Origin of the sequence: Burkholderia paludis (assembly GCF_000732615.1) — a bacterium.
Lineage (GTDB): Bacteria > Pseudomonadota > Gammaproteobacteria > Burkholderiales > Burkholderiaceae > Burkholderia > Burkholderia paludis.
In genome coordinates, this window is record NZ_JPGL01000061.1 from 15638 (window position 1) to 31947 (window position 16310).

The window sequence follows — 16310 nt, forward strand, 5'->3', positions numbered from 1 at the left end:
CGCGGCCGCCGCGCACCCTTTACCGACGGTTAACCGACGATGACCACCACGGTTGAGAAAGTCGTCTTGCCTCCGATTCCCGCGAAGCGCTACTTCACGATCGGTGAAGTCAGCGAACTGTGCGGGGTCAAGCCGCATGTGCTGCGTTATTGGGAACAGGAATTTACCCAGTTGCGGCCGGTGAAGCGGCGCGGCAATCGCCGGTATTACCAGCATCACGAAGTGCTGCTGATCCGGCGGATTCGCGAATTGCTGTACGAGCAGGGCTTCACGATCAACGGTGCACGCAACCGGCTCGATTCGCCGGGCGGCGAGCGGGCTCCGGTGGCGCCCGCCGAACCGGAGGTGCACGCCGCCGACGCGCGGGCGCCGGTCAAGCCGGGCGCAACCGTCGACGTCATTGCATTGCGGCAGGCGCTGCTCGACGTGATCGACGGATTGAAGCACGATTGAGCGAGAAGGATGAAAGGACAAGCCCGGTTGGCGACACGTCACCGGGCTTTTTTCATGGGGGGCACACGTCGTCAACGCGACGCGAGCGGATTCTTCTGCCCCATGTCGACGACCAGCGTGCCGTCCGGCAGCATCCGCACCGAGCCTTGCGCGACCTGGCTGCGGTAGCCGTACAGGTCGAAACGCATCGGGCCGGCTTCGGCCGAATTCCGGATCAGCGCGCGTACGTTCAGTTCGAGCACGTTGAACATCTTCATGTCGCCGCCTTCCATCCACATGTAGCTCGACGCATCGATCTGCGGCCGCTGTGGCGCGGGGGCGCCGGCCACACGCCGGAACGTGAGGCGCAGCCCGTCGCGTTCGACCGTTGCCTGTCCCAGCTTGCCGTCCAGCACCGGCGGCGGGAACACGGTGTACTGGTCGAGCACGAGCGTGTCGCCGCGCAGCGCCGCGCCGCGACGCTGCAACGGCGTCAGCGAAGCGAGTTCGATGCCGAGCGAGCGCAGCAGCTTGGCCTGCGGAACGCCGAGCACCGACACCTGCGAAGGCTTGAACGCGAGGTGCCGGTCGTCGAGCACGGAGAGCGAGCCCTTCATGTCGGTCGGCAGCCAGACGCCGGGCACGTGGTTCCACAGCTTGATGCCGCCCTGGACGCGCAGGTCCGTGCCGTCCGCGCTCAGTTGCAGGTTGTTCAGCGAACGCGGCGAGTAGTCGAGCAGATAGTTGTTGAAGAGCGCGGACATCGCCTTCCACGATTCGACGACCGTGCCGCCCAGGATGCGAATGTCGTACTGGTTCGGATCGTCGAGATCGACGGGTTCGCCGGGCCGCCTGGACACGAGTTCGACGTCGAGGTCCTCGACATGGAAGCCGATGTCGCCCGACAGGTTGAAATCGACGTTGCGCAAGTGGATCGTCGGGTTGCGGTTCGACACGTGCCGTTCGTTGAACGGCGTCGTCGACGAGCGTCGCATCGCGACCTTCTGCATGCCCGGTCGCGCGGTGTCCGCTGCGAGTGCGTAGGCTTCCCAGTGCTGTCGCACGTCGCGCAGCGTGCTCTGCTGCGCGGCAAGAAAGCTGTCGTTCAGGCGCGCGGCCGCGTTGCCGAGCAGGGCGCCGCTGGCCGGGCCGGCATACGAAGGCATCCGGATGGCCATCGCGCCGTTTTCGTCGAAATTGAAGTACCCGGCCGACACCTGGTCGCGATAGTGATACAGGTCGAACACGAAAGTCTGGTCGCGCTTCGCCGGATCGACCGGGCCGATCAGGATGTCCGCGTTCATCGGCATCGAGCGCATGAACTTCACGTCGCCGCCGCGTATGTACATCGCTTGCTGCGGCGCGTTCGCGGGCATCGCGAAGCCCGCATGCGTCCCGTCGTCGAGCGTCAGGTCGAGGCCGGCCGGGCTCACGCGCAGCGCGGTGATCGTGAGCTTCAGGCGCGGCGGCGGCATCAGCTTGTCGACCGCCATCACGAGATCGTCGCCGGCGAGCTGCGCGATCGGCGTCTGCACCTTCAGCAGGTCGGCCATCTTCACGTTGGCCGCGCGCATCACCGGCTGTGCGTTGATGCCCGATACGCGCACGCCGGTCGGATGGAACACGAGCTGGCTGCCGTCGCGGATCGCGAGGGTGCCGGTCAGCGAGAACGGCACCCAGCCGTCGCGCTGCATCTCGCCCTGCAGGTGAATCACGCCGTCGCCGGCCGACACGGCGAGCTTGCGCAGCGGGGCGTTGCGGTAGCCGAAGATGTAGGTATTGAAGAGGGCCGTCAGCTTCGCGTTGTCGAGCGTGACCGTGCCTTCATGCACGTCGATCTCGAAGCTCGTCGGATCGTCGAACACGATCGGCGCGCCGGCCTGCGACGGCACGAGCGTCGCCGACAATCGATGGACGAAGAAGCCGAGATTGTTGACGATGCGGAAATCGACGTCGCGCAGGAATGTCATCGCGCCGTTCTGGCCCGAGTCGCGCAGCGTGAACGGGCGCGGTTGCGTGAGACTGAGCGATGCGAGCGACGGCACGGTGCGCGCGATCTGCTGCTCGCGGGCGAGGCGTTCGGCTTTGGTTCGCTCGATCTTCGTCGATGCGGCCGACGTGCCGCCGTCACGCTGCGCCGACGATTCCGCGCAACCGGTGCAGAGCAGTGCGAGTGCCAGCGCGCCGCACCCGAGCGCGCGCGATGTCCCGTGCGAAACCGGAGCGGCCGCGCGACGCAGGCCGGACATCCAGTCGAGAATTGCCAAAGGCGAGCGATGGCCGCGCCGGACCGCATTCCGCATCGTCTGTCTCCATGTCTTGTCGTGATCGACGGCGGCGCGCACCGCGGCACGGCGCGAGCGTCGATGCGCAGCAGTGTGTCATAGCGCGCTAGAGCCGCGTTACCAAACAACGAGCGCCCGGGCCGGACGCGCCGGCGGGCTGCGGGACAACGGATTCGGGGTGATCGGGCCGCCGGATCAAACGGTCGTTTGGTTCGTGGGGGCGGTGGGCGGAGAGGGCTTCTACGGCGGCGGGACAAGCGCGCTGCCGGGCTTGGCCGATGCGGATTGCGCCGGGTTCGCGACGCGGCGGCCGGGACGAACCGGGGCGGGTGCGTTTCCGCCTCGTCGCGGCCGCCCGCCGCCGATCAGACCAGCATGCGCTGCCGGATGACGTTCAGCGTCGCGAGGTCGAGTTGCAGGCCGTTCGCGATGTACGACGTCATCGAGCCGTACGATGCAGTCACCTGATCGAATGCCGCCTGCAGATTGTCGGCACGCGCGCCTTGCGGCGCGGTCATCATGTCTGTGGCGTTTTGTCCGCCGGCTTTCTGCGCCTGGGCGACCGAGGCGCCAATTGTCGCTGCGCTATAGGTGTTGGTCAGCAGGTAGTCGGCGAGTATCGTCTGCGGGGAGAGGCTGAGGATCGTGTGCAGAATGACGGTCGCCCATCCGGTGCGGTCCTTGCCGGCCGTACAGTGGAAAACCAGGTTTCCGTCCGAGGCGGCGAAGCCGATGAGGCGTGCGTGATAGCCGGCACACGCGTTGTTCGATGCGACGAACGCGCGGTACATGTTCAGCATGAACGCGGTTGCGGTCGGGCCGGTGGTCGGGATCGGATCGATACTGGCGGCGCCGAGCACGTTGAGGTTTTGCCAGGTCGCGCCGGGCAGCGGTGTGTCCGACTGGGTCTTGATTTCGGCGGGTGTGCGCAGGTCGCAGACCTGCTTGATGCCGAGCGCGCCGACGGCGGCGAAATCGTCGGCCGACAGCGCAAGCGCCGACGACCGATAGAGCACGCTTTTCCTCATCTTCGCGCTGCCGGTCATCGTATAGCCGGTTCCGTCGGGTCCGGCCGTGTCGCGAAAGTTCGATGCCGAGTTCAGCCGCGGTGTCGTGACCGGTGCGACCGCGATCGTGTCGCCTCCGCACGCCGGCAGAAGCGGCACGCTTCCCAGTGCCGCGCCTATCGTTCCGGCGCCCGGCCGGAGAAAATGTCGACGGGAGATTTCATATTTCCGATGCATTCGATGCCCTTCGCCGGAGACGGCTGCAAGATGTCGCGACTGCGGTAGCGACCGAACGCCCCCTCGGTGTCATGCGCGATGCGGCAAGGCCGGGGCGGTCCATCGGTCGACGTTCAGTCGAACGGTTCGCCCGGATGCGTCGTTCTCGGGCCGGGTACCCGCACGGTAGCGATTTGCGGCAATGCGGCCATCGTCCCTTTCGATCAGGGCGGAATGCGGGTTGCCGGTGCCGGCGGCGCGTGGCCGATGAGTAGGAGCGGCGGCGGCGCGGTAAGATCGGTACAGGTGGCTGTCCCGATCAAAGCAGAATCGCCATCACGGGGAAGCGTCATGGATCTGAAGGAAGTCGACGTATTGGGTGCGGGGGTAGGCGATCACTGGTACTACGCGTCGAAGGCGAGCGCGATTCGCCGGTTCCTGGGCACGGCAGGTGCGAGCCGCATACTCGACGTCGGTGCGGGCTCGGGCTTCTTTTCGAAACATTTGCTCGAGCGCACGCGGGCGTCGGAAGCGTGGTGCGTCGATACGAGCTACGCCGACGATACCGATGGCGAGGCGGCGGGCAAGCCGATCCATTTCCGGCGTTCCGTTGAACGGGTCGACGCCGATCTCGTGTTGCTGATGGACGTGCTCGAGCACGTCGACGACGACGTCGGGCTGCTGGCGCAGTATGTGGCGGGCGCGCCTTCGGGCAGCCGGTTTCTGATCACGGTGCCCGCGTTCCAGTTTCTCTGGAGCGGCCATGACGATTTTCTCGAGCACAAGCGCAGGTATACGCTCGGCGGTCTCGAGGCGGTGGTTCGCCGCGCAGGGCTCGACGTCGAACGCGGCGCCTATTACTTCGGCCTCACGTTTCCGCTTGCGGCTGCATTGCGGCTGGGTGAACGGGCCCGCCGGCATCCGCGCGAGCCGGTGTCGCAATTGCGGCGGCACCATCCGTTCGTCAACGGTTTGCTCAAGACGATCTGTCGGGTCGAATTGCCGATGTTCCGGTTCAACCGCGCCGCAGGCCTGACGATCATCTGTGTCGCGCGCAAGCGGTGAGCGCGGGGCGGTACGCATGCCGCCGCTTGCAACGGTGCCGTTGCGTCAAAAAATTTCACAAGAATTTCGACAAAATGCATTTGACCCGTTCTAAATTGGAAAACTGTCTGTTATAATTTTTTGCTTCGGGGCGTAGCGCAGCCTGGTAGCGTACCTGCATGGGGTGCAGGTGGTCGGAGGTTCAAATCCTCTCGCCCCGACCAGACAAAGAACCCGCGTCAGCACAGGCTGGCGCGGGTTTTTTCTTGCCGGTCGCTTTTTTGCACATCGTGGCGCAGCCCCGGTAAAATGCACGGTTGATCCACGGAAAGCGCCGTGATTTAGCGGAAGAGGATTCCCCGAACATGACTGATCTTCGTCTTACCATGCGGTTCGCTGCAGTGCTCGCCGCCGGCGCGCTCGTCGCCGGTTGCGGTACGTCGTCGCCCACGAAAGTGGACTACAAGAGCGATTCGAAATCGAAGGAAGCGTCGCTCGCAGTGCCGCCCAACATGCTGGACGAGACGGCCGATCAGCGTTCGCTGCCGCCGCAGGGCGGCGCGACCTCCCTGTCTGCGCTCCAGCAGGTCCAGCAGGTCGCACCGGCCCTGGACACCGTCGCTCCGGCCGTGTCCGGCATGCACATCCAGCGCGACGGCACGGAGAGTTGGCTCGTGATCGACGGCAAGCAGCCGTCCGACATCTGGCCGCAGGTCCGCCGCTTCTGGCAGGAGCAGGGCTTCCTGCTCGTCGTCGACCAGCGCGACAAGGGCGTGATGGAGACCGACTGGAACGAAACCCATCCGCAGATCAACGACGGCCTGATCCGCGGCGTGATCTCGAAGGCGATGGGCAACTCGTACGTGACGGCCGAGCGCAACAAGTACCGCACGCGTCTCGATACGGCGCCCAACGGCGGCACCTACGTGTTCATCAGCCAGAAGGGGATGCGCGAGGCGATCACGGGCGCAAACAACGATTCGAGCAAGTGGGAGCCGAAGCCGAACGATCCGGCGCTCGAGACCGAATATCTGAAGCGGCTGATGGCCGTGCTCGCACAGAACGAGCAGCGTGCGAGGAACGGCGAGCCGCCGATCGCGAACATCAAGGACAACACGGTCCCGAAGGAGAAGAAGGCCGACGCCGATGCCGATGCGTCGTCGAAGGCCGCGATTGCCGCGCAGAACGTCACGCGCACGTCGGCGCAGGGCAACGATGCGGCCGCCGCGGCCGTACCGTCCGAAGTCACGCTGGGCGAGCCGTACGACCGCTCGTGGCTGCACGTCGGCCTCGCGCTCGATCGCGCGAACTTCACGGTCGACGATCGCGATCGTTCGAAGGGCCTGTATTTCGTGCGCTATGTCGACCCGAAGGATTTGACTTCGGCCGAGCAGGGCTTCTGGAGCCAACTGTTCCATGGCAAGAAGGAAAAGCAGGCGAAGCAGTATCGCGTCAACGTGAAGGCGCTGACGGCTGACCAGACGCGCGTCGCGGTCGTCGATGACGCGGGCGCGCTCGACACGTCGTCGGCTGCTCGCCAGATCATGGGGCTGCTCGTGAATCAGCTCCGCTGATCCCGTCGGTTCTCCGTGCCAGTGAAAAGCCCGCCATTCGGCGGGCTTTTTCTTTGCCGCTCGTCCGCGCACCGGCGGGCGAAGGGTTCCGCCCCTCCTTGCGACGTTACGTAACATCCACGCGTTACGGCGGCAGAACGCCTGTCATATTGCCGGCGTTCGAGAAAATATCCTTATAAATCAATGATGTGACTGCCTGCTCATGTCTGGCACGCAATCTGCTTTATATGATCGAATAGTTGGAACAGGGAGGATGGCGTCAGATATCGGGGGTGCGCTTCGAGCGCCCGATCAACGGTATCGACGCCTTCAAATGCCGGTGCGACAGGCGCCGGCGCAACTGATGACGATCCGCGCGGGTGTGCGGATCTCGATGGCCCCGTCGCCTATCCTCGTAGGGCGACGGTTTCGCCCGCGCTTCTTCGAAGCGCGGGCTATTTTTTTTGGGGTACGAGTTGGAACACGTTGGCGCGGCCGATACCCGATTCGCGTATTCTTGGACGTTTTGAGATGAAGGGGGCGGGAGTGGCGGAAATTGCAGTCGTGGCGCTGATCGTGGCGAAACCGGGCGCCGAGGAGAAGTTGCGTGCCCGGCTCGAAGCGATCGTCGAGCCGACCCGGGGCGAGGCTGGTGCATTGCAGTACGACCTGCACCGGGACCTGAAGGAGCCCGCGCGGTTCGTCTTCGTCGAGCGCTGGGAGAGCGAGGAGGCGCTTGCCGCCCATGCGCGTTCCGCGCACATTCTCGCTTATCGGGAAGCGGCCGCGGACTGGATCGAGCGTTCCGAAGTCCGCGTGCTGTCGAAACTCGTCTGAGCCGGCTGCGGCGACCGGACGTATCCGGTCGCCGGTGCGTCAGTGCGACGTGTTGGGTACGTCGAGGATCAGGATGATCGTCCAGTCGGCGTCGCCGTCGTGATGATACTGGCGCTCGGCGACGATGAACGGTTGCTGCTTGCCTTGCGGGCCGAGGAAAAGCACGTCGCCTTCCATCGGCAGGCACTCGATCGGCGGCAGCGCGAGGAACGCGTCGGCCGAGCCGCGAGGCATCAGTTGCTTGATCTGGCGAGTGGCGGCTTCGGTCCACTCGATGTCGAGTTGAATGTTGCTCATGCTGTCCTCCGCACCGGGGTGCGCACGGGTGGAAAATTTCGGTGCGCGACTTTAGCACAGCGCACGGGCACCGCAACCAAAAAAGCCGAACCCGGTTACCCGGATTCGGCTTTTTGCTTGTACGGTGCCGCCGAACTTACTGGCTGGCAGCGTCTTCGGCCTTGGCAGCCTTCTTGCCGGCCTTCTTTGCTGCTGCCTTGTGATGCGCAGCCTTCTTGCCGTGGTGATGCTCTTCGTGCATCGCCGGCTGAGCGGCCTCGGCCGCTTGCTGCTGCTGCAGCGCTGCTGCGCGCTGCTCGATTTCGGAGATCTGGGCCGGATCGGTGATCGTCTTGATTTCCGTGCTCTCTTGCGCATACGCTGCGCCAGTCAGCGCCGACATCGCTACCAGGATAGCCAGGGACGTCTTCTTCATTGCTTTACCTCCGCTAAGTGGTGATGAACCCGAATGTTGCCGATTTGTCTGGCGACTGCAAACGAGTGCGTGTCGAGTGTAACAAAAGTGACGGATCAATGTGAATCGGATCGCAGCACGATGCAAGGCCCCGTTGAAGTCGCGCAACACTTCGGGCACTTCGTCATGCGTCTGCCATCCTGGGCGTCACCGTCATTTCCGCAACGGTTGCCGCGCGGCCGTCAGAACCATCCAAGCCGGCGGTAGACGTGGAATTGCGCGATGCCGACCAGTTCGTGCAGCGCCTGCTCGGCGGTGGCCACATTACGCCAGCGCGGCAGCCAGCCTGTCTGCGCGCGGCGGCGATTCGCATAAACGGGCTGCGGATCGATGCCGAAGCGGCGGAAATCGAGCAGCGCGCGGCGCATCTGGTACGACGACGTGACGAGAATGCGCGCGTCGTCATACTGTGAGCGTAGTATAGACGCAGTGAATTTCGCGTTTTCGTAGGTTGTACGGCTGTCCGGCTCGAGCACGAGGTCCGCGGGGGCGACGCCTTCTGCGACGAGCTGGCGCCCGTACACGGCGGCCTCGGTTTCGCCGTGGTGCTGCGGGTCGCCGCCCGACATCACCACGGTGCAGCGCTCTGCCTGCTGTCGGCACGTGCGATAGAGCGCCGCGACCGTGTGGATGCGCGCGATTCCGTCGGGTGGCGGCCGCAGTCCGGTGTCGGTGGGGCGCGTTCCGGCGCCGATGAGGATCAGGGTGGTGTGCCCGTGCATGTCCGGATGCTCGACCGGCACGACACCCGCCTCGGTCCAGGCGACCAGCGGTGCGGTCAGCCAGCCGGTCGCGAGCAGCCAGAACAGCGCGGCGGCGGCGATCGAGATCCCTCGTCGCAGCTTGCGGCAGAGCATGAAACAGATGAAGAGAAGTACAAATGAATCGAACAGAATCAATTTGATTGGGGTAAGGTATCTTTTTATGGACGGCTGACGATCCGGCCCTGACGCGACGCCGAATGTCGGCTTCCAGAATCGGTGGCGGTATCGGCGGGCGGAGCCCCCGCCCGGCGCGCCGCTTCGCATTGTCGCTGCACTTTAAGAAAGAATCGAGATGGCCACGTATTCCAACGAAGCGGTGCTCGACGCATTGAGACGAGTGCAGTACCGCCAGGTACCGTGGGCGCGCCGCCCGGGCGTGTTCGAGTATCTCCGTTCACTCGGGTTGATGGGCACGGTCAGGCAGAAAACCGTCGCTCCCGCACCGGGTTTTCATGCCCCGGTCGACATCGCCGTGCTGACCGACAGCGGTCGCGCCGAATTCTCGCGCCTCGAGCGCGCCGAGAAATTACTATCCTGGACCGATCGCCGCATGGACGACTACGCATTGAGCGAAGCGGGTGCCGTGGCGATTCTCGAAAGCCGCCTGTAGCGGAGGATCATCCTGCCGCGCATCGCTGCCCGGGAAGGCGATGCGCCGCCAAAAAAAAGCCCGTATCGCGAGGATACGGGCGTACCGGATACTTTTGCTGTTGCCACGCTGTGCTCATGGCAATGATGTGACTCGTTGCATGCAGCGCAGTTCCCGACGGCGGGCATTTTCTTTGGCGAATCCCTGAGATCGGCAGGACTACGGATGACGCGGTGCGTCGGACGGCTGCGAGCCGTTGCGTGCGCGCGCGTTGCTGGCGATGTCGCCGCGCAGGTCGCCCCTCGGCACGGTTTGCCGAGCGGGCGGGTTGGCGGGCGAGGGCTGCCGGAGGGTGTTGCGGTGATCCTGCTGGCGATGGGGCGGTTTCGTGCGATCGTCGGCGTGCGCTGCGACGGATAGGGCCACGGAAATGACAATGCCGCATGCAACGAGCAGTGACATTGGTTTCATGGCGGGGCTCCCTTCAAGCCGTCGACGCGGCCTGTTGCTATGTCGCTAAGGTAAGCGCGGGAGTGCAGGCTTGCTGTAAATATTGGTAAATAGATGTATCGCGGGACGACGGCGGTAACCGATTGCAACGCACGCACGGCGATGGGGTTGCGTCGCGGAAAGAAACCGGGCGGCCGAAGCCGCCCGATCGAGCATTCGTCACGCCATCTTCACGGGCGCGCGCCAGGATTCCGGATTGGTCCAGAAGGCGCCGCGCAGGCGGTCGCGGCTCGGCGGTGCCGGCGGTTTGGCGGCGCTTGCGCCGATGCGCCCGCGCAGCGAGATTTGCCGGCCGCTCGTGCCGAGTCGCTTCACGATTTCGGCGAGCGTGCCGTCCGCCTGCCATTCGTCGAAGCGACGGCGGCAAGTCGGCGGCGAAGGATAGCGACCCGGCAGTTTCGACCAGCCTTCGCCCGTCGACAGCACCCACAGCACGGCGTTCACCACCGAGCGGGCCTCCACGCGGGGGCGGCCGCGCCGCTCACTCCGTGCGGGTTCCGAGCAAAACAGACCCTCGACCAGCGCCCACTCGTTATCTCTCAAATCGTCGAACAGCATCATGTCCTCACCTCAGCGAAGCTAACTCCGGTGCGCTGCCCTGCGCCGCGCACTCTTCAAGCACTCGATCGTCGAGTGCCGGGTGGGGGCGTCCGGTTGGCCGGCAGCGGTGCTTTTGCTCTTCCGTCCGACGAAACCTGTGCCCTGTGCGCCAGGTAATGCACGAAGCGTGCCATGTCGGAGGTAAATCCCTCGAGAGCCGCTTGGCAGCGAGCTAACGGCTAAGTCAGCTAGGGGCGTATAAGACGCCAAAATAACCCGCCAGCAAATCGGGACAATCACCAATCTTGTGCAGTTCGCCCGACCCGCGTGCGTTCGCGTGCATATTGCACCGCAGCGAAACATGGGCGACGGGTGCCGAATTCACGCATCGCAGGCGGATACGCGCATTAAAATCGCGCATCGATATCGACGATTGATGAGGTCAGGAGATGAACGTCACGCTGCGCCAGCTTCGCGTATTCATCGAGGTAGCGCGGCTCAAGAGCTTCAGTCGCGCGGGCGACGAGATCGGGCTCACGCAGTCCGCGGTCAGTCGCTGCGTGCGCGAACTCGAGGCCGAGCTCGGGCTGAAACTGATCGACCGCACGACGCGCGACGTGCAGCTGACGGACGTCGGCGCGAATTTGATCGCGAGTGTGTCGCGCCTGCTCGACGATCTCGACGACACGCTGCGCGAGATCCGCGAAATCGGCGAGCAGCGTCGCGGCCGTGTGATCGTCGCGGCGAGCCCGACGATCGCATGCCGGCTGATGCCGCGCGTGGTGGCGTCGTGCGAGCGCCAGTTCCCGTTCGTGACCCTGGGGTTGCGTGACGACGTGCAGAGCGATGTGTTACGCAAGGTGAAGTCGAGCGAGGTGGATTTCGGGGTCGTGATCGGGCCGCTCACGGTTGCCGATCTGGTCTGCGAGCCGCTCATGACCGATTCGTTCTGTCTTGTCGCACGCGCCGACCATCCGCTCGCCGCACGGGCCGAAGTGCCGTGGACGGCGCTGGACGGCGAGCGCCTCGTGCTCCTCGATCATGCGTCGGGGAGCCGGCCGCTGATCGATGCCGCGCTGGCCGCCCATCACGTCAGCGCGACGGTGATGCAGGAGCTCGGGCATTCGGCGACGGTGTTCGGGCTCGTCGAGGCCGGGGTCGGCGTGAGCGTGCAGCCGTGGCTGTCGTTGCCGCTGCCGGCCGGCTCGACGCTCGTCGCACGGCCGCTCACGCCGCGCACCGAGCGCACGGTCGAACTCGTGCGCCGCCGCGACCGGTCGTTGTCGCCCGCCGCGCAGGCGATCTGGGAACTCGTGCGGCAAATGCCGGCGAGGGCGGAGGATCTCGACTGACGGGCACCGACGCACGACGGTTCGAATGACGTGCCGGTACACTGCGTGAATCGTGTTCCTCGAAGGTGGCTCTCGATGACGCATTCCGCAGCTTCATACGCGATGACCGGAGCGCCGGCGGCGCGCGAGACGGTGCGCGCGTTGCGTCCGTCGCTGATCCGCGAAGTGGCGAACGCGGGCTTCGGCGTGCCGGACCTGTTGCCGTTCTGGTTCGGTGAATCCGATCGCGTGACGCCAGATTTCATTCGCGACGCCGCGGCGGCGTCGCTGCGCGATGGAGCGACCTTCTACACGCACAACCTCGGTGCCGAGCCGCTGCGCGACGCGATCGCGACCTACGTCAGCGCCCGTCACGGCGCGACGGCCGCCGATACGGTAGCCGTGACGAGTTCGGGTGTGAGCGCGCTGATGCTGGCCGCGCAGTTGCTGGTCGGCCCGGGCGAGCGCGTGGTCGCGGTCACGCCGCTGTGGCCGAATCTCGTCGAGATTCCGAAGATCCTCGGCGCGCGGGTCGAATGCGTGCCGCTTGCGTACGGCGATGCGGGCTGGCAACTCGATGTCGGGCGGTTGCTTGCGGCGCTGACGCCCGATACGCGGGTGCTGCTGGTCAATTCGCCGAATAACCCGACCGGCTGGACGATGTCGCGCGACGATCAGCAGGCCGTGCTGGCCCATTGCCGCCGTCACGGCATCTGGCTGATTGCCGATGAAGTGTACGAACGGCTCGCGTTCGGCGCGTCCGGCGCGCCGTCGTTTCTCGATATCGCGTCGCGCGACGAGCGGGTCGTCGTCGTGAATTCGTTTTCGAAGGCGTGGGCGATGACGGGCTGGCGCCTGGGCTGGCTCATCGCGCCGGCGGCGGTGATGGGCGATCTGTCGAAGCTCGTCGAATACAACACGTCATGCGCGCCGGGCTTCGTGCAGGCCGCGGGCGAAGTCGCGTTGCGCGACGGCGAGCCGTTCGTGCGGTCGTTTGTCGCGTCGCTGCGTGACGCGCGCGATCACCTGGTCGCCGCCCTGCGGACGCTGCCGGGCGTCGAGGTACCGCCGCCGCCGGGTGCGATGTACCTGTTCCTGCGCCTGCCCGGCGCAGCCGACAGCCTCGCGTTCTGCAAGAGGCTGGTGCGGGACGCAGGGCTCGGTCTGGCGCCCGGGCGCGCATTCGGCCTGGAGGGCGAAGGGTTCGTGCGCTGGTGCTACGCATGCGATCCGGTGCGGCTCGACGCGGGTGTCGAACGGCTGCGCCGGTTTCTCGCGAGCGCCGCAGCCGCCCGCTGAAACGGGGCCGGAACGGGTGCGGTACGCTGGCGGCGCTTCGTTCGGCTCATCTTTACGCATCGGGCGATTTTGCGTAATATGGCGCTCAGTCACGCGGTTCCGTCGTTGAGCCGTGCTGTTCCGTCCGGTTTGGGACTGGCCTGAATTAATTCGCCGCCCCCGGTTCGTGCTCCCATCAATATGACCGATCAGAATCGGGCGAGCGCGTCTTCCGTTCCTTTCGTCTGTTTGTTGATCCGGTTCGTTTGACCACAGGGTCTGGCCTAGCTGCATGAATACCCAAGAGGCGAAGATCGTCCTCGAGACTGCTTTGATCTGCGCGCAGGAACCGCTGAAGCTCGGCGATTTGCGCAAGCTCTTTGCCGACGGCGTGTCGGCTGACACGGTCCGCACGTTGCTCGAAGATCTGAAACAGGATTGGTCCGGCCGCGGCGTCGAACTGGTGGCGCTGGCAACCGGATGGCGCTTTCAGAGCAAGCCGGCAATGCGTCATTATCTGGATCGCCTGCATCCGGAGAAGCCGCCGAAATATTCGCGTGCAGTGCTCGAAACGCTCGCGATCATCGCGTACCGGCAGCCCGTTACGCGCGGCGACATCGAGGAGATTCGCGGCGTGACCGTCAATACGCAGGTGGTCAAGCAGCTCGAGGATCGCGGCTGGATCGAGGTGATCGGCCATCGTGACGTGCCGGGGCGTCCGGCGTTGTACGCGACGACCAAGCAGTTCCTCGACGATCTCGGTCTGAAGGCGCTCGACGATCTGCCTGCGCTCGAGGAGCCGGCCGCGAACATCGAGGCGGCGTTGCTTGCGCAGCAGGCGATGGACTTCGACGGCGATGTGCCGGTTGCCGGCGACGCGCAGCAGGATCGGGTGCTTGAGGCATCGGCTGGCGTGCCGGACGATGTCGTCTCTATGCAGGAAATCCAGAGCCCCGATGCGCTCGACGGCGATCGCGGGCAAACGGAGCAGGCGGAACAAGCGGAACAGGTTGGTGCCGAAGTAGCGCCAGCCGGTGTGCAGCCCGAGTCGCTGCGCGCGGATTGGAGCGAGGAAGATCGCAAGCCGGCTGCCGAAGCGGTTGCCGGAGGCGGAGCGGAAGCGGCCGGCGACATGCCCGGTGAGGCTGGCCAGGCCGATGCCTCCCGTTCCCGTCCTGCGGACGGCGAGATGCTGGACGACACGTCCGACAGTCTTGCCGATGCTGTACGAAGCGCAAGTGCGCCCATCGGTGCCGACGCGCTGCCGGACGACGAAGCAGAACCTGAACAGCGTCGCGCCTGATCGCGGCCAACTTCTTGCCGCGCCCGCGCCGGGCGCGAGACCTGACATTTTGAGGTTGTTTTGACAGATATCCACGATATTGAATCGTCCGCACCTGCCGTTCAGGCAGCGCGTGCCGACGATGCACCGGAGCAGGGCGCTTCGGCCGAGGGTGGCGACGAGCGTCCCCGTCGCGGCCTGCGACGCGGCCCGCGCAGCCTGATCGCACGGCGTCGCGCGGCGGCCAAGTCGAAGGGCGCCGATGGCGAGCCGCAGGGCGGCGAAGGCGTTGAGGCCCAGCCGGCGGAAGCCGCTGAGGTGCAGCCGGCGCCGCGTGCGCCGCGCAAGGAAGGTGCGGCCAAGAGCGGTCGCAAACCTGCCGGCAAGCGTGAAGGCGCACCCAAGGCGGCCCAGGGCGGCCAGGGTCGACGCGGCGGCGCGCCGAAGGCCGAAGGTGGCCCGGCGAAGGCGGAGGGCGAGGCGTCGCAGTCGCAGGACGAACTGTTCGCCTATGTGACGTCGCCGGCATTCGATGCGGACAACTCCGCGGGCGGTAGCGGCGTGCGTGCGCCGATGTTGCGCCGCGGCCGCAGCCAGCCGGCAAACAAGCGCGTGCTGTCGCCGGACGACGATGCGCCGAAGCTTCACAAGGTGCTAGCGGAAGCGGGCATGGGCTCGCGCCGCGAAATGGAAGAGCTGATCGTCGCCGGCCGTGTGTCGGTGAACGGCGAACCCGCGCACATCGGTCAGCGCATCATGCCGACCGATCAGGTGCGGATCAACGGCAAGCCGGTCAAGCGCAAGCTGCCGAACAAGCCGCCGCGCGTGCTGCTGTACCACAAGCCGACCGGCGAGATCGTCAGCCACGCCGATCCTGAAGGCCGCCCGTCGGTGTTCGACCGCCTGCCGCCGATGAAGACGGCGAAATGGCTCGCGGTGGGTCGCCTCGACTTCAATACCGAAGGTCTGCTGATGCTGACGACTTCGGGCGACCTCGCGAACCGCTTCATGCATCCGCGCTACAGCGTCGAGCGCGAATATGCGGTCCGCGTGGTCGGTGAGCTGGCCGAGGGTGCGCGGCAAAAGCTGCTGCACGGTGTCGAGCTCGACGACGGCCCGGCGAATTTCCTGCGCATCCGCGATGGCGGCGGCGAGGGCACGAACCACTGGTATCACGTCGCGCTGGCCGAAGGCCGCAATCGCGAAGTGCGCCGGATGTTCGAGGCGGTCGGCCTGCTGGTCAGCCGGCTGATCCGTACGCGTCACGGTCCGATCCCGTTGCCGCGCGGTCTGAAGCGCGGCCGCTGGGAGGAGCTCGACGACGCGCAAGTGCGCAAGCTGATGGCGACCGTCGGCCTGAAGGCGCCGTCGGAGGAGAAGGGCAAGCGCAGCAGCGCCGGCACGGCCGAGCGCCGCCAGCCCGATCCGATGCAGACGTCGATGGGTTTCATCAGCCGCGAACCGGTGCTGACCGCACACGGTCAGCTCGACCAGCCGCGTCGCGGCGGCGGCGGCCGGCGCGGCGGGCCTGGGCTGCCAGGCCTGAGCGGCTACGGCAGCCTGCCGGTTGCGCCGTCGGGTTACGGCAACCGAGCCGGAGGCGGCCGCGACGGCAACCGCGCGGGCGGCAGCCGTGATGTCGATGGCAACCGCGCGTCGTATGGCGCGGGTCCCAAGCGTGAGGGTGCGGGCGGCAAGCGTGGCGGCGGCAAGGGCGGCGGCGGCGGCAACCGGAACCCGAACGGCAACCGCGCCGAGGGCGCCGGCAATGGCGGCGGCGCTGCGCGCGGCGGCCAGCGTCAGCAGCGCAGCCGAACGCGCGGCCGTTGAGCGTTCGGGCCTGCGGCGCAGTGCTGCCGGCCGGTTTTGCCGGCGTCACGCATTGCGCACA

The 16310-nt window shown here is 66.0% G+C and carries 15 protein-coding genes, 1 tRNA gene and 1 pseudogene; 10 read left to right on the forward strand and 7 right to left on the reverse strand.

All coding sequences use genetic code 11. The features are described 5' to 3' along the window. The first annotated feature begins 39 nt into the window (after window positions 1-39). The gene (locus GQ56_RS0130125; protein ID WP_031402192.1) at window positions 40-453 is read left to right on the forward strand and encodes a MerR family transcriptional regulator; all 414 of its coding nucleotides are present in this window, start codon (window positions 40-42) and stop codon (window positions 451-453) included. Between the two features lie 71 nt (window positions 454-524). Here GQ56_RS0130125 and GQ56_RS0130130 read toward each other — a convergent pair whose 3' ends face one another. Together GQ56_RS0130130 and GQ56_RS0130135 are read right to left on the reverse strand one after the other, a co-directional pair. Further along, window positions 525-2735 carry a hypothetical protein gene (locus GQ56_RS0130130; RefSeq protein ID WP_031402193.1) on the reverse strand — a complete coding sequence of 737 codons (2211 nt, stop codon included), beginning with the start codon at window positions 2733-2735 and terminating at the stop codon, window positions 525-527. Between the two features lie 347 nt (window positions 2736-3082). Further along, window positions 3083-3883, reverse strand: coding sequence for a tyrosine-protein phosphatase (locus GQ56_RS0130135; protein ID WP_265183122.1), 801 nt, complete (start codon window positions 3881-3883; stop codon window positions 3083-3085). A gap of 408 nt (window positions 3884-4291) precedes the next feature. Between GQ56_RS0130135 and GQ56_RS0130140 the strand changes: the two genes are divergently transcribed. From GQ56_RS0130140 to GQ56_RS0130155, 4 genes are all read left to right on the forward strand, one after another. Then, a complete protein-coding gene (locus tag GQ56_RS0130140) occupies window positions 4292-5005 on the forward strand; it encodes a class I SAM-dependent methyltransferase (RefSeq protein WP_031402195.1) in 714 nt (237 codons plus the stop codon). Between the two features lie 126 nt (window positions 5006-5131). Further along, window positions 5132-5208, forward strand: a tRNA-Pro gene (locus tag GQ56_RS0130145). 141 nt (window positions 5209-5349) lie between these two features. Next, window positions 5350-6558, forward strand: a complete 1209-nt coding sequence (bamC, locus tag GQ56_RS0130150; RefSeq protein ID WP_031402196.1) for an outer membrane protein assembly factor BamC — start codon at window positions 5350-5352, stop codon at window positions 6556-6558. A gap of 525 nt (window positions 6559-7083) precedes the next feature. Then, complete coding sequence (locus GQ56_RS0130155) at window positions 7084-7374, forward strand: putative quinol monooxygenase (RefSeq protein ID WP_031402197.1); 291 nt, start codon at window positions 7084-7086, stop codon at window positions 7372-7374. 39 nt (window positions 7375-7413) lie between these two features. Here the strand turns inward: GQ56_RS0130155 and GQ56_RS0130160 are convergent, their stop codons facing one another. From GQ56_RS0130160 to GQ56_RS0130170, 3 genes are all read right to left on the reverse strand, one after another. Continuing rightward, window positions 7414-7671: a hypothetical protein gene (locus GQ56_RS0130160; RefSeq protein WP_021162409.1), complete on the reverse strand. Its 258-nt coding sequence runs from the start codon at window positions 7669-7671 to the stop codon at window positions 7414-7416. Window positions 7672-7807: 136 nt separating this feature from the next. Then, window positions 7808-8086, reverse strand: a complete 279-nt coding sequence (locus GQ56_RS0130165) for a hypothetical protein (protein WP_031402198.1) — start codon at window positions 8084-8086, stop codon at window positions 7808-7810. A gap of 221 nt (window positions 8087-8307) precedes the next feature. Then, a complete protein-coding gene (locus GQ56_RS0130170; protein WP_031402199.1) occupies window positions 8308-9024 on the reverse strand; it encodes a YdcF family protein in 717 nt (238 codons plus the stop codon). A 157-nt stretch (window positions 9025-9181) separates the two neighbouring features. Between GQ56_RS0130170 and GQ56_RS0130175 the strand changes: the two genes are divergently transcribed. Beyond that, complete coding sequence (locus GQ56_RS0130175) at window positions 9182-9499, forward strand: hypothetical protein (protein ID WP_031402200.1); 318 nt, start codon at window positions 9182-9184, stop codon at window positions 9497-9499. Between the two features lie 198 nt (window positions 9500-9697). Here GQ56_RS0130175 and GQ56_RS46730 read toward each other — a convergent pair whose 3' ends face one another. Then, on the reverse strand, window positions 9698-9949 hold the full coding sequence (locus GQ56_RS46730; RefSeq protein ID WP_075123059.1) for a hypothetical protein: 252 nt from the start codon (window positions 9947-9949) through the stop codon (window positions 9698-9700). 201 nt (window positions 9950-10150) lie between these two features. Continuing rightward, window positions 10151-10546 (reverse strand): annotated as a pseudogene (locus tag GQ56_RS0130180) (transposase); the annotation flags it as partial. A 431-nt stretch (window positions 10547-10977) separates the two neighbouring features. Between GQ56_RS0130180 and GQ56_RS0130185 the strand changes: the two are divergent. The 4 genes from GQ56_RS0130185 to rluB all read left to right on the forward strand — a co-directional run bounded on the left by GQ56_RS0130185 (window position 10978) and on the right by rluB (window position 16249). Beyond that, window positions 10978-11880, forward strand: coding sequence for a LysR family transcriptional regulator (locus GQ56_RS0130185; protein WP_031402201.1), 903 nt, complete (start codon window positions 10978-10980; stop codon window positions 11878-11880). A 75-nt stretch (window positions 11881-11955) separates the two neighbouring features. After that, window positions 11956-13158 (forward strand): pyridoxal phosphate-dependent aminotransferase, encoded by a 1203-nt coding sequence (locus GQ56_RS0130190; protein ID WP_031402202.1) that lies wholly within the window; start codon window positions 11956-11958, stop codon window positions 13156-13158. Window positions 13159-13429: 271 nt separating this feature from the next. After that, on the forward strand, window positions 13430-14440 hold the full coding sequence (gene scpB / locus GQ56_RS0130195; protein ID WP_031402203.1) for an SMC-Scp complex subunit ScpB: 1011 nt from the start codon (window positions 13430-13432) through the stop codon (window positions 14438-14440). Window positions 14441-14500: 60 nt separating this feature from the next. Then, window positions 14501-16249: a 23S rRNA pseudouridine(2605) synthase RluB gene (gene rluB, locus GQ56_RS0130200; protein ID WP_031402204.1), complete on the forward strand. Its 1749-nt coding sequence runs from the start codon at window positions 14501-14503 to the stop codon at window positions 16247-16249. Window positions 16250-16310 lie beyond the last annotated feature (61 nt).

Bases quoted from the DNA above. Each gene is read 5' to 3' on its own strand.
- GQ56_RS0130125 (WP_031402192.1), top strand. From the start codon at position 40: ATGACCACCACGGTTGAGAAAGTCGTCTTGCCTCCGATTCCCGCGAAG.
- GQ56_RS0130130 (WP_031402193.1), bottom strand. From the start codon at position 2,735: ATGCGGAATGCGGTCCGGCGCGGCCATCGCTCGCCTTTGGCAATTCTC.
- GQ56_RS0130140 (WP_031402195.1), top strand. From the start codon at position 4,292: ATGGATCTGAAGGAAGTCGACGTATTGGGTGCGGGGGTAGGCGATCAC.
- bamC (WP_031402196.1), top strand. From the start codon at position 5,350: ATGACTGATCTTCGTCTTACCATGCGGTTCGCTGCAGTGCTCGCCGCC.
- GQ56_RS0130160 (WP_021162409.1), bottom strand. From the start codon at position 7,671: ATGAGCAACATTCAACTCGACATCGAGTGGACCGAAGCCGCCACTCGC.
- GQ56_RS0130165 (WP_031402198.1), bottom strand. From the start codon at position 8,086: ATGAAGAAGACGTCCCTGGCTATCCTGGTAGCGATGTCGGCGCTGACT.
- GQ56_RS0130175 (WP_031402200.1), top strand. From the start codon at position 9,182: ATGGCCACGTATTCCAACGAAGCGGTGCTCGACGCATTGAGACGAGTG.
- GQ56_RS46730 (WP_075123059.1), bottom strand. From the start codon at position 9,949: ATGAAACCAATGTCACTGCTCGTTGCATGCGGCATTGTCATTTCCGTG.
- GQ56_RS0130185 (WP_031402201.1), top strand. From the start codon at position 10,978: ATGAACGTCACGCTGCGCCAGCTTCGCGTATTCATCGAGGTAGCGCGG.
- GQ56_RS0130190 (WP_031402202.1), top strand. From the start codon at position 11,956: ATGACGCATTCCGCAGCTTCATACGCGATGACCGGAGCGCCGGCGGCG.
- scpB (WP_031402203.1), top strand. From the start codon at position 13,430: ATGAATACCCAAGAGGCGAAGATCGTCCTCGAGACTGCTTTGATCTGC.